At 56.8% G+C, this 12,221-nt stretch carries 11 protein-coding genes and 3 pseudogenes; 9 read left to right on the forward strand and 5 right to left on the reverse strand.

Annotated features, from left to right (window positions below):
* Positions 1–911: hypothetical protein (locus M7R55_RS09095; RefSeq protein WP_298220105.1), on the forward strand; the 911-nt coding region annotated here is incomplete at its 5' end.
* A gap of 412 nt (positions 912–1,323) precedes the next feature.
* On the opposite strand, the gene M7R55_RS09100 is transcribed toward M7R55_RS09095, so the two are convergent.
* From M7R55_RS09100 to M7R55_RS09120, 5 genes are all read right to left on the reverse strand, one after another.
* Positions 1,324–1,647, reverse strand: coding sequence for an H-NS histone family protein (locus tag M7R55_RS09100; protein WP_298220106.1), 324 nt, complete (start codon positions 1,645–1,647; stop codon positions 1,324–1,326).
* Positions 1,648–1,966: 319 nt separating this feature from the next.
* A complete protein-coding gene (locus M7R55_RS09105) occupies positions 1,967–3,523 on the reverse strand; it encodes a flagellar hook-length control protein FliK (RefSeq protein WP_298220107.1) in 1,557 nt (518 codons plus the stop codon).
* A 167-nt stretch (positions 3,524–3,690) separates the two neighbouring features.
* Positions 3,691–3,993, reverse strand: coding sequence for a flagellar export protein FliJ (locus tag M7R55_RS09110; protein WP_298220108.1), 303 nt, complete (start codon positions 3,991–3,993; stop codon positions 3,691–3,693).
* Between the two features lie 20 nt (positions 3,994–4,013).
* On the reverse strand, positions 4,014–5,294 hold the full coding sequence (fliI, locus tag M7R55_RS09115; protein WP_366881178.1) for a flagellar protein export ATPase FliI: 1,281 nt from the start codon (positions 5,292–5,294) through the stop codon (positions 4,014–4,016).
* 113 nt (positions 5,295–5,407) lie between these two features.
* Entirely contained in the window at positions 5,408–5,620 is a 213-nt protein-coding gene (locus tag M7R55_RS09120) for a hypothetical protein (RefSeq protein WP_298220109.1), read from the reverse strand.
* A 90-nt stretch (positions 5,621–5,710) separates the two neighbouring features.
* Between M7R55_RS09120 and istA the strand changes: the two are divergent.
* The 8 genes and pseudogenes from istA to M7R55_RS09160 all read left to right on the forward strand — a co-directional run.
* Positions 5,711–7,197, forward strand: a pseudogene (gene istA, locus M7R55_RS09125) (IS21 family transposase).
* Between the two features lie 54 nt (positions 7,198–7,251).
* A pseudogene (gene istB / locus M7R55_RS09130) lies at positions 7,252–7,934 on the forward strand (IS21-like element helper ATPase IstB).
* Between the two features lie 420 nt (positions 7,935–8,354).
* On the forward strand, positions 8,355–8,513 hold the full coding sequence (locus tag M7R55_RS09135; protein ID WP_298220110.1) for a prenyltransferase: 159 nt from the start codon (positions 8,355–8,357) through the stop codon (positions 8,511–8,513).
* A 132-nt stretch (positions 8,514–8,645) separates the two neighbouring features.
* Positions 8,646–8,846 (forward strand): hypothetical protein, encoded by a 201-nt coding sequence (locus M7R55_RS09140; RefSeq protein WP_298220111.1) that lies wholly within the window; start codon positions 8,646–8,648, stop codon positions 8,844–8,846.
* 346 nt (positions 8,847–9,192) lie between these two features.
* Positions 9,193–9,441 (forward strand): hypothetical protein, encoded by a 249-nt coding sequence (locus tag M7R55_RS09145; RefSeq protein WP_298220112.1) that lies wholly within the window; start codon positions 9,193–9,195, stop codon positions 9,439–9,441.
* Between the two features lie 15 nt (positions 9,442–9,456).
* Complete coding sequence (locus tag M7R55_RS09150; RefSeq protein ID WP_298220113.1) at positions 9,457–10,806, forward strand: hypothetical protein; 1,350 nt, start codon at positions 9,457–9,459, stop codon at positions 10,804–10,806.
* Between the two features lie 36 nt (positions 10,807–10,842).
* A complete protein-coding gene (locus tag M7R55_RS09155; RefSeq protein ID WP_298220114.1) occupies positions 10,843–11,121 on the forward strand; it encodes a hypothetical protein in 279 nt (92 codons plus the stop codon).
* A 103-nt stretch (positions 11,122–11,224) separates the two neighbouring features.
* Positions 11,225–12,221: pseudogene (locus M7R55_RS09160) on the forward strand (IS66 family transposase); the annotation flags it as partial.

Consider the following 12,221-nt stretch of genomic DNA (forward strand, 5'->3'; position numbering starts at 1 on the left):
CAAAACATGATGATTTCTGTTTGCGCCATACGCTGGCTTTGGCCCAATCAGCAAAAGGCGATCTGAATCAAGCCATAGGCACATTGGAACAGGCACTGAACAATTCTGCATTCACCGAGGCAAACACCCCGCCAGAACAACAGATTCAGGCCTTGCTGGATCTGGCCAGACTATTGCAGAACGCCAAAGCCCTGTTCAAAGCCATGCGACCGGCCAGGCAAGCCATCGCTCTGGCCGCTCAAAACCACGAAGAAGAGTTACTGGTCGAAGCCTTGACTCTGCTGGTACGACAACTCATTGAGCAAGGTGGCAGTGACGAGGCGTGGGAAGCACTCAAATCACATCTGAACGATACCTATTCCACAGGTCAGAAAGCGCTCTGGACGCTGGCCTTCTCGGAATTATCGAACGAATTGAGTGAAGCGGATTGCGATCGTGGCGCCCTGTTCTTTCTTAAGGCCAACGAACCGGACGCATTGATTCGACTCTGGGTCAAACGCGCAGAAGCGATGGAAGTGCAGGATGATGTGCTGATTGCCTATATCCTCTGTCTCTTGTTCCGCGCCCCCGTTGATGCGGCTGCCCCCCTTGCAGCCAAGCTCCTGCTTCGGGACAAGGATCGCCAGACCGAACGCGCGCCGCTCATTGCCGCAGCCGCCATGGCCCTGGCCGAAATCCCCGACGAACGCAGCATCAAACGAGCACACTGGCATCGGGATGCCATGATCCAGATGATCAGCGTCGCACGGCACCAGGGCGTTCCCGAAGCGGCGGTAAAGCAATGGGCCGAAGATGAGCGGTTATTGCTGGAACATGGCGTCATCGAACGGGCCGCCAAACAACTGATCAACGAATTGGCAAGCACACCAAACTGGCTCTTGCGAGCCATAGAAAAAGCCGGTCAAAAATAACCGGCTTCAAGGAACCTCTGATTGAATCCTTCGTGGCCGAGACTGGCTTTTGAGGGATGAGTCGCAAGGCGCGGCGCGAAACGGGCTTACGCCAGCTCCGCGTTAATGGTTATTCCATTCGTGAGCGGCGCAACACAGCGGGCTTACGCCAGCTCCGCGTAAAATCGCCCTCAAAAGCCCGTCCCATGCGGGTTGCCGCCCCTTATCCATTCAACATGGGCCGCAACACTTCGTTATCGGCTTTGCATCGTAGCGTAAACTGCGACCTGCGGCCTCTGCCTCGTTTTGCGGCTTTTGGATCAGCAACTCGGCGGGCTTCGCCAGCTTCGCGTAGCACGAGGGATTCAATCAGAGGTTCCTAAACTTCTTGCGCGATATGCCCTTTTAACGGGGCAAGCAAGAGTTGTGCTGCTTAGACAGCAAATTTTTCCAGCGATTCGCCACGCGCCAACGCATCAGCCAACCAATGTGGGCGCTTACCACGACCGGTCCAGGTTTGGGTCGGGTTCGCCGGATTAATGTATTTCGTCGGCAATTTCTTATTGACCAATTTTGATGTTTTTTCCAGGCCGAATAATTCAGCAACAGACATATTCAGGCTTGATGCCAATTCTTCAGCTTCTTTACGTAGACTGAGTACACGCTGCTGATGACGATCGCGCAGGGTACGCTCAGCATTGGCCATTAACTGTTTCAAGTCTTCAGCAGATAAGCTATTAAGATCGATAGAACTCATTGGAGCACCTTTAGGGCTGGTTGTTTTAATTGAAGATACACGCGGATTCTATCAATTAAACATTTAACGTCAAATCAATTATTGGCTTGCGCGATCCAAGATTAATCTATTTAAGGTGGGCTTTGAATAAATCCATCCTGAAATTACTCAGAGCTTACTCAATGTGATTAATTTTATAACGCTATGAATAACTTCATTGATGAGTCTTGAAAGGGTAGAAATGAAAACTTAAGAAATCTCTAATCACATCAGAGATTCCGTACGGCACAGGATTGTACCGCACTCTGATCATTCCAGGATAGAATTATTCAGACTTTCCTTAAGCGAACGTATCAAGACGCCAGCGCGCTGTCACAGCTTGAGTCTTGTTTTCAGAGGCTCCCTGGCCTGTTGCGTCCTGTTCTTCAACGACGACCGGACATTGGGCAGTCGAAGCACCGTGTGCGCCCGCAGAATCACCGAAACCTTGGGAGCCACCCTGGTTCATGGCCTGATTATTTGAGCCCTCATGCCCACCGCTCATCACCGTGACCTGGGTATTTCCCAAACCGGCATCCTGAAGCCACTCATGCAATCTCGGCATATTTTGATCCAGCATATCTTTGGCCAGATGGTGACTTGCCATGATTTGGATCGTGGTTTGATTATTTTGTTGATCTATCGTGATTTTCATTGGCCCCAAATGAGCTGGATTAACATCCAACGTGGCACGGGAAATATTTTTACCCACCATGAGCTGAATGTTTTGCCCTAAATCAGCGGCCATTCGCGGTTGATTTAATGCCAGAGTTCCGGGAAGAGTAACGACGGGCGTTGTGTTGGCTACCGCACCAAACCCCGAAGTGGAGAGATTAAAGGTTCCTGCCGCGTTATTACCGGATGAGTCGGCCGACTGCATGGTCAAATCCGATTTTGGCATTCCCTTCGGAAGGGAGTTCAATGTCGAGCCGACATTTATTGTTTGCGCCGAAAGAGCGGAACCAATCACCCCGGATAAACTTTGCATCTGCCCTGAAACCAGGGCCGCAATGGCACGTTCGCCAGAAACGGTCGGATTATTCTGAAATTGGGTCTGATTATCGATCCTGTGATTAATGCCTCCGGGATTATTCTTATTGAGATTATCCTTTTGCGCAGGATCCATACCTTGAGACAAGGTGCCTGACACGTCCTTTGTTGTCGGCCCGCCCCGCGACGTTTGCTGCGCATCACTCGCCAAAGCCGAATGCGCTGAACGACCGCCTGCCGAAGTTTGCCCGACTCGCGCCTCGGCCACATCCGTTTGCTGATTCATTTGAGTCAGATGCTGAACCATGGCCTGAAGCTGCCCCGTCCAACTCGCCGCATTGATATCACCCTGTTGCAGCAGGGTTTGCACCTTATCGAGTTGGGCCAGCCACATGGACAGACTGTTTCCATCCAGAGTAGATGAACCGCCCCCCTTTTTCAGCTGCGATTTCAATGCAGCCAATTGCTGCGTCAGTGTACTTAGCGCGGCCTGTGCCTTATCGGACAACGGCGGGTTCTGATTGCTCAGCGCACTGATTTTTTCCTGCAATGAGCTGATCCGTTGCTGCAGCGCCGAGGCCATCTGTTGAGGGGTTGTCTGCCCCGTGGCCGGAATACCCGATTGATCCGCGACCGATCCAGTCGTCTGATTTATGTTCGCCGCCTTTGCGTCGGCTCCAACCTGCGAACGCCCGGCAACGCCCTGAGCTTGTAAGTTCTTGCTTTGATTCTGGATGGCACCGGCCATCATCTCGGCGAACCCCTTCTGTTCAGCGGGAGTATTCGACACCCTGCCTGATGCGGGATCGGATCGTCCACCGACTGCGGCATTCAACGCGCTTAAGGCTGAGCTGTTTAACTGTGCCATATGCTTACTCCCAACGTTCAAACATCCAATGGGTTATGCCGATGCTGTGCGGCGTGCGCATCATTTACGGCCTGTTCTTGCTTGTTCTGCATCCGGTTGCGCTCGTTTTCAAACCGGCCACGCAGTTTTTCAACAGAACGATGCTGACTACTGGCCTCGGCAGCGGCCTACTTACAGGCAAGCAACTCGGCCTCCACTTGGGCGACAACCTCTTTTTGATGGGCAATGGTTTGCTCGATCCGCGCCATAAACGCGCGATAATTTTGCAAGGCAAATGCTTTTGCCTGCCCACCGGAAGCGAATCCGATACCGGCCGCGTATTCCTGCAAATAATCCGTCAGCTGCTGCAAACGCGCCTGCTGTTCATCCAACCGCCGCTGACATTGGAGCAGCGATTCCTTGGCAATATTCGCCCCGCGCTCGGTAATTTTCTCCACGCCTTTGACCCGTTCGATTCGCTGCTGATTCACGATGGTCACCTCCGGCCTTATCAGGCGGCGCTGTGCATCAATGATTCGAGCGCCGCAAAGCTCGAATCAAGGTCTGCCGATTCATGGATGGACTGGCTCAGGAACGCCTCCAGATCAGGCTGCGCATCAATGGCCCTATCCAGCCGTATATCATGACCCCGACGATACGCGCCCACGGCCAATAAATCCCGGCTTTGATTGTATGTGCTCATCAATTGCTTGAAGCGCTGCATCAGATCCAGATGCTCGGGTGACACCAACGCGGGCATCAGTCGGGAAATGGACGCTTCGATATCAATGGCCGGATAACGGCCGCGTTCGGCAATGGCCCGGGAAAGCACGATGTGCCCGTCCAGAATGGCACGGGCGGCATCGGCGATGGGGTCATTCTGATCGTCCCCTTCCACCAGCACGGTATAAAACGCCGTCATGCTTCCGCGGGCCGATTCCCCATTACCGGCGCGCTCAACCAAGGCTGGCAAACGGGCGAACACCGACGGCGGATAGCCCTTGGTGGCCGGTGGCTCGCCGATCGCCAAACCGATTTCCCGCTGGGCCTGGGCGTAACGCGTCAAAGAATCCATCAACAGCAGCACATCATGGCCCTGTTCGCGGAAGTATTCGGCGATGGCCGTCGCCAGACTCGCGCCGTGCAAGCGCATGAGCGGCGAGGCATCGGCCGGAGCGGCGATCACAATCGCCCTTGATCGCGCTTCGTCATCGAGGATCTCGGCGACAAACTCACGCACCTCGCGCCCCCGCTCGCCGATCAGGCCGACCACGATAATCTCCGCCGCGGTGTAGCGTGTCATCATGCCGAGCAGGACGCTTTTACCCACGCCACTGCCGGCAAAAATACCCATTCGCTGCCCGCGCCCCACGGTGAGCAGGGCATTGATTGCTCGCACGCCCACATCCAATGGCTCGCGGATCGGGCGACGCTTGAGCGGATTGTTGCTGCGCCCCTGCAAATCAACCGGGATGTCGCCGAAAATGGCTGGGCCATCGTCCAGAGGTTGTCCACGCGCATCAAGAACACGCCCCAGTAGCTCCGGCCCCAGCGGTACCCGAATGGATGCGCCCTGATTCTGCACCCGGCAGCCCGGCGCGATGCCTCTGAGCGCTTCCAGAGGCATAAGGTAGGTATTGCGCTCGGCAAAGCCGACCACTTCGGCGTCCACATAACAACCAGCCGGATCGTCATCCAGAAAAATGCGGCATTGATCGCCAATGGCCGCCGTGAGTCCGCTGGCTTCGAGCGCTAGGCCCACAACCCGTACGATTCGCCCTTCAACCTGCAGTGGCGGGCGTTGAACGAGTGCCTACAACCCCATAAGATGGCGGGCCCAATCCAACCCGGCTCCCCCGCCGCGCATGGAAGGTGGATCGAACACGGCGGGATTGCGGCCCGATGTCATTCGGCAGCCTCGTTCATTTCAGTCTCGATGGGATCGGCCGGGCCCGCCACCTGTTCATCGAGCACGCGCAGGCAAAGTGCGGCCCAGCGGGCTTCCAGACTGGCATCGACGAGCGACTCCACGCCCACGGTGTTCGATTCGACCTTCAAGCCACCCGGCGTCACCGTTGCATCTCGGCGCACGGTAATGGTTTGTAAAACAGCGTGCAAAACTGAGCAGAAATCCGGGAGAAACAGCGTCCAAATTTGACCACCCCCGGTTGTGCCACACTCCGCTGTTTTGGCGGAGGTCATCCTGGAGTGCTTTGCATGGAAACCATCGGCAAGATTCGCCGTCGACATCTCGTGGGCGGGGAGAGCATCAGTGCCATCACCCGTTCTTTGAATCTCTCGCGTAATACGGTCAAGTAGTACCTGAGCGCCCAAGCCGACCCGACCTATCAGCGGTCGGCTCAACTCAAGCCACAACTCGGTTCCTATGAGGAACAGCTCGATCAATGGCTGATCTTCGATACCGCCTTGCCCAAGGCGCAGCGTCGCACCGCCCGCCGCTTGTTTGAGGGCTTGCAGGCGGCGGGCTATCACGGGGCGTATGACAGTGTTCCGCGCCATGTGAAGGTATGGAAAGCAGCATCTTCGGTGCGTGGCGCTGTTACGCAGGCCTTTGTACCCCTGTCGTTTGCGCCCGGTGAAGTCGGTCAATTCGATTGGAGTTATGAGCATGTGGTGCTCGGCGGTGTGACGCAGACGATCAAGCTTGCGCACTTTCGTCTGGCGAATAGCCGGGCGATGTTTGTGGTCGCCTATCCTCGTGAGACGCAGGAGATGGTACTGGATGCCCATGATCGGGCATTCGCCTTCTTTGGTGGTGTGCCGCAGAAGATGATCTACGACAACCTCAAGACGGTGGTCGATGCGGTGTTCAGTGGCAAGGAACGCCAGTTCAATCGGCGCTTTCTGGCGCTGGCCAATCATTACCTGTTCGAGCCGGTGGCGTGTATCCCGGCCTCGGGCTGGGAGAAAGGCCAAGTTGCCAAGTTAATGAATCAGGGCAAGTAGGCAATATCCGGGAGTGGTTGTTCACCCCGTCACCCCGCTTTGCCGACTTCACGGCATTGAACGCCTGGCTTGAGCAGCGTTGCCGCGAACTGGCCGAGCGTGTGCATCCTGACAAGCAGGGCACCATCGCCGAGGCCTGGGCGGCGGAGCGCCCGGCGCTGCGGCAGGTGAACATGCCGTTCCATGGTTATGTCGAGCAACCGCTACGCGTATCCAGTACCTGTCTTATCTCAGTCGATCGCAATCGCTACAGCGTACCGGCCGCCTGGGCGGGCAAAGTAGTTTCAGTGCGCATCAGCGCCACTCATGTGCGGGTCGCTGTCGAGGGGGAGATGATTGCAGAACATGAGCGCCTGTTTGGGCGGGATCAACTGGCCTGCCAGCCATGGCACTATGTGCCGATCCTCGAAACCAAGCCCGGGGCATTACTGCCTTTGGCCATTGAGGCGGTACGTACGGCTTTGCTCAAGCAGCCCAAGGGTGACCGGGCCTTCGCCGATCTGTTGCTGGCCGCCCGCAGCAGCGGGCTCGAAGCACTGGAGGTGGCCTGTCAGTTGGCCTTGGAACACGGGACACCCCAAGCCTCGGTGGTGCTCAACGCGCTGCGTCGCCTGACCGAACCGACACATCGTCCGATCATGGAGGTTCCTGTTGCCCTGATGCTGCATCACGAACCCGCAGCCAACTGCGCACGCTACGACAGCCTGCTGGGCGGTTGCCATGCGTGAGTCCAATCACCACAGTCGCCTCAACGCCCTGAAGCTATACGGCATGGCGGAGGCATGGCGGAGGCATGGCGGGAATTGCAGGCCGAATCCCCCCGACAGCCGATCTCACCCGAAGGCATGCTGCTGCGCCTGCTGGATGCCGAACAGGCCGACCACCAAGCCCGTAGCCTGGCCTACCAGTTCAAGGCCGCACGCTTTCCCATGCACCGGGATCTCGGTGGTTTTCAGTGGCAAGAAAGCCCACTCGAACAGGCTCGCATCGAACAGCTCGCTCAGGGCAGCTACCTCGACACCGCCCATAACTTGATCCTCGTCGGCGGCACCGGTACCGGCAAGACCCATCTGGCCACCGCTTTGGGTGTCGCTGCCATCCATCAGGGCAAGCGGGTTCGCTTCTACAATGCCGTGGATCTGGTCAATCTCTTGGACAAGGAAAAACAGCACGGCAAGGCAGGAAACCTTGCCCGACAACTCACCCTGATTGATGCGGTCATTTTGGATGAACTCGGTTATCTGCCTTCCCCGAATCCGGTGGTGCATTGCTCTTCCACCTCATCAGCCAGCTCTATGAGAAGACCTCGCTGATCATCACCACCAACTTAAGCTTCGGCGAATGGGTCAACGTATTCGGCAACGCCAAAATGACCACCGCCCTGCTCGATCGCATCACTCACCACTGCGACATCCTCGAGACCGGCAACGACTCCTACCGCTTCAAACACAAGAAAACAGCCTGATACCCTGGTCAAAGTTGCAACAGGCGGTCGTATGCATCCTCCGACAACGCGGCGATAAGGTGATTCTGGCGGGGATTGTGCGAGTTTGGATGTGTGTCTTTCATGAGCGTTCTCCCTGTGAATTTTCCCATGATCGCAGTCACGTCGTCAGGGCGACGCGGATGCACGGAATGTCCGAAGTCCTTCGACCCAGCATACCCAAATTCTAAACAGATATGTATGACAGCGCACAGACACGGCAGAAATACCAATAACTATTTTCAGAGCTTGCGGCCATTTCCCCTTCGTGGACATCCATGTCGGCAGTGAAACCGTTGATGGAATGCTCGATGGCGCGTTATGTGCGTCAGCAGACAGACGGCGAAGCGGGCACTGCATAAAGTCTCGGCGTGGGTCAAATGAAGACCGTGCCCTGGCGCATTGGCGGCAACCCTGTTGCTCAGTCTGGCCGGTTGTGCCGGGATGTCGCAGCGGGATCAGAACACCGCCGTTGGCGGTGCGGTTCTCACGGGCGGCAGTGCGGTTGGAACCGTTGGCGGCGCGGCCGTCGGCGGCGTTATCGGCCACGAAGTCAAGTAAGGACGATCAATGCGGGATGCGCCCGGCCTGTCTGGCGGGCCTGTCGCGTTCGCTCGTTGCCCCGATCCCGGCTCAAGCAGGATCAGTACGGTCAGATCCGCTTTCGGGCGGGTGTGCCATCAGGAGATTCGCATGAAAAAATTCGTAAAAATCGTCGGCGCTGGCGTGGTCATGTGTGCATTGCTGACAGCGCTTTCGGGCTGTGAAAGGAAGCAGGGCCCGGCGGAAAAGGCCGGTAAGGCAGTCGATAGTGCGGTGGACAAGACCGGACAGCAGATCGAGAAAGCCGGTGACAGCATTCAGGATGCGGCCAAGGGCGACAAGAAGCCGTGAGCGTTGCGCAAAGCACCATCGCAGCGGCCGGGGTTCGATTTTCGCGGCCGATATGTGTGCGCGTCGGGCGGGGCTGGAGCCTCGGTCGATTCCGTATGTGCGACACAGGTTCGTGCCGCTGCAACGGTGAAGCGGGCGTTTGCACGGGTTTTTGAAAGCCTATCCAACAACGATGGCTGGTTGCCGGTCATCCGGTTCGAACCTGTGACTTTGTCTCCTTGTGATAAGACATGAACGCTCGCCACTGGGTTGATGAAGTGTCGGTTCCACTGTTTATTTAAGGAAGTCCAGATCATGAAAAAACTATTTCTGGTGGCATGCCTGATGATTGGGTTGAGTGGTTGTTATGTTGCGCCCTACCGAGGCCATGATGACGGTGACCGGAATTATCGTGATGGCGGCGTTTATCAACAAAACGACACTCGTCGCGACGGTGGCCGTCAGGATGATCGATATTCTCGTGATGAGCGCAATCATCAAAAAGATCGCGGTGATCGGAACAGCGGCCAGAATGACGGCCGGAACAATGGTCATGGCGGTGGTGATGACCATGACGGCTATCATTGATTGGAGTCATGATCGTTACCGATTTTAAAGATCGGTAACGATCATGAACGTACTATCGCTGAAGCCCGCTGAAGCCAGGAAAAACATGCAGACACTACCGTCACACTGGCGAACCTGGATAACCGGGAAAATGCGCCCGCGCGCGGAGGAGCCGCCCTTGCGGTCCGAATTGTTCAGCATCGAGCAGCTGGCGCGACATGCCGAGGAGCTGGCGGATCATCATCAGGTCGTCACTCGGCGGGGTTCCAACAGTCTGTTGGACCGGTTGGAACAAAATGAGGAAATATTACGGGCCTTTAATCATACGACGCTCGATATCAGTGCTGGTCGGCGTCTCACGCCTGCTTCCGAATGGCTGCTCGATAATTTTTATCTGATCGAAGAGCAGATTCAGATGGCCAGGCGACACCTGCCGCGCGGCTACAGCCGAGCGTTGCCCCGCCTGTTGAACGGTCCTTCGGCCGGGCTGCCGCGCGTCTACGACATCGTCCACGAATTGATCTCGCTTGCCGATGCACAGATTGATACGGCGCCGCTCAGCGCCTTCATCGCCGCTTACCAAACGGTGTCCCCCCTGAAGCTGGGTGAGTTGTGGGCCATCCCCATCATGTTGCGCTTGGGGCTGATCGAGAATCTCCAGCGCGTTGCCACCCGCCTGACCCTTGCCCGTGCGGATCGCGGTCTTGCGGCCGTGTGGGTCGATCGTTTGCAGGATATGGCGGAAAAGAACCCGTCCCACCTTGTCATTGTCGTGGCGGACATGGCAAAGTCCGATCTTCCCTTGTCCAGCTCGTTCGTGGCGGAATTCAGTCAGCGCCTGTCGCGACAAAGCCCGGTGTTGCACCTCGCGCGTAGCTGGCTTGAGCAGCGGCTTGTCGATCAAGGTTTGACCATCGAGCATCTGGTCCAGCAAGAGAGCCAGACTCAGGCGGGCAATCGGGTTTCCGTCAGCCACAGCATTGCCAGCCTTCGTTTGTTGAGCGCAATGGACTGGAAGGAGTTTGTGGAGTCCCTGAGTCTGGTCGAGAAGACTCTGTGTACGGATCCTGCCGACATTTACCGCACGATGGATTTTTCAACCCGTGACCATTATCGCCATTCGGTCGAGGCCATCTCTCTGCACAGCCGGTTTTCCGAGGGCGAGGCCGCGCAGATGGCCGTTCATCTGGCTGCGGACGGCGCGTTGCAAAAAGGATATAAAGACCGAACCGCTCATGTGGGCTTTTATCTGATCGATCAGGGTCAGGCCATGCTGGGTCGCCTGGCGAATGTGCGGTGGCCCTGGCGCACGCTCGTCGAGCGCAACATCCGTCGTTTCCCGCTGACGTTTTATGCGGGCGGCATTGTGTCGCTGACCCTGCTCGCCACACTCGTGTTTGTGCGGCAGGCCTAGGCGCTGGCCGTGCAGGGATGGGAGCTGGTTTTCTTCATGTTAGTGGGTTTCCTGTGTGCCAGTCAGGTGGCCGTGGCGCTGATGAACTGGCTGTCCACACTGCTAGTGCGGCCACACCTGCTCCCGCGTCTGGATTATTCTTCCGGCATCGCGCCCGATTGCCGCACGATGGTGGTTGTTCCGACCATGCTCACGAGCCTCGCGGGTGTTGATCGCCTCATCGAGACATTGGAGATCCATCATCTCGCGAACCGGGATCGATACCTTCATTTCGCGTTGCTGACCGATTTTGAGGGTGTACAAATAACTGTGTAACTGGTTATCTGCGACTAACGAGAAAGAGGAGAACCAATGAATTACCCGTAAGAAGACCGATGCCCTGCTCGACGAGCTTATGAAAGGCGCCCCGGCAGATTCACCACCCAAACCCCGCCGTAAGGCTGGACGTCAGCCTTTGCCAGAGCATCTGGAACGGTTGTGGACGTGTGTTCTATGAACCCCCGGCCTGTTGGCCGGGGTGGCGGTCAGCAAATATATCGATCATCTGCCGCTCTATTGGCTGGAACAGATTGCCCGGCGTAGTGCGGTTAATCTCTCACGCAGCACGATGAGTGAATGGATCGGCCACATCGGGGTAGGCCCTGCAATCCTTGGCTGGAAAAAACAGACGAGCCTACCTGTGGGCCTATCGCAGCAATAGTCTTGATGCGGGACCGCCGATTGTGGTGTTCGACTATCAAACCAGCCGCAGTGGTCAACATGCCGCCGAGTTTCTTCAGCACTGGCCAACCAATGGACCAACCAATGGACAAGGCATCTTGATGGTCGATGACAACAGCGGGTACAAAGCCCTGTTCCGTGCGGGCGTGACCGAGCTTGGCTGCTGGGCCCATGCCTGGCGCAAGTTCTTTGATCTGCACAAGGCGGACAATCATCCGGTTGCGCACGATGCGCTGGCGCGGATTGCCCGGTTGTATCTTGCAGAAGAAGAGGCTCAAGGCATGGACATTGCGGGGCGGATGCAACACCGTGCCCTGCACAGCCTGCCGCAGTTGCAGGACATGCACCAGTGGCTCACTGGCCTGCGGCCCGGTGTGGCCAACAATAGTGCCCTGGCCAAGGCCATTGACTATACCAAGAAGCGCTGGCCGGCATTGATCCGCTACGCCCAAACCGGTCACCTACCGATCGACAACCCTATCTTGTCTCAGGGGGTAGAAAATGCCATTCGACCGATTGCGGTGGGCAAGAAGAACTGGTTGTTCGCCGGTAGCGAACGGGCGGGTAAGCGAGCTGCTGCCATTCAAACCCTGATCGGCACCGCCAAACTCAACAGCCTTGACCCACACGCATGGCTGAAAGACACCCTGGAAAAACTACCCACCTGGCCCAACAGCCGCATCGACGAATTGTTG

Source organism: Halothiobacillus sp. (genome assembly GCF_027346185.1).
Classification (GTDB): Bacteria; Pseudomonadota; Gammaproteobacteria; order Halothiobacillales; family Halothiobacillaceae; genus Halothiobacillus.

Excerpts from the sequence above, each read along its gene's own strand:
- M7R55_RS09100 (WP_298220106.1), bottom strand. The coding sequence starts at position 1,647 with ATGAGTTCTATCGATCTTAATAGCTTATCTGCTGAAGACTTGAAACAG.
- M7R55_RS09105 (WP_298220107.1), bottom strand. The coding sequence starts at position 3,523 with ATGGCACAGTTAAACAGCTCAGCCTTAAGCGCGTTGAATGCCGCAGTC.
- M7R55_RS09140 (WP_298220111.1), top strand. The coding sequence starts at position 8,646 with ATGAAAAAATTCGTAAAAATCGTCGGCGCTGGCGTGGTCATGTGTGCA.
- M7R55_RS09145 (WP_298220112.1), top strand. The coding sequence starts at position 9,193 with ATGTTGCGCCCTACCGAGGCCATGATGACGGTGACCGGAATTATCGTG.
- M7R55_RS09150 (WP_298220113.1), top strand. The coding sequence starts at position 9,457 with ATGAACGTACTATCGCTGAAGCCCGCTGAAGCCAGGAAAAACATGCAG.
- M7R55_RS09155 (WP_298220114.1), top strand. The coding sequence starts at position 10,843 with ATGTTAGTGGGTTTCCTGTGTGCCAGTCAGGTGGCCGTGGCGCTGATG.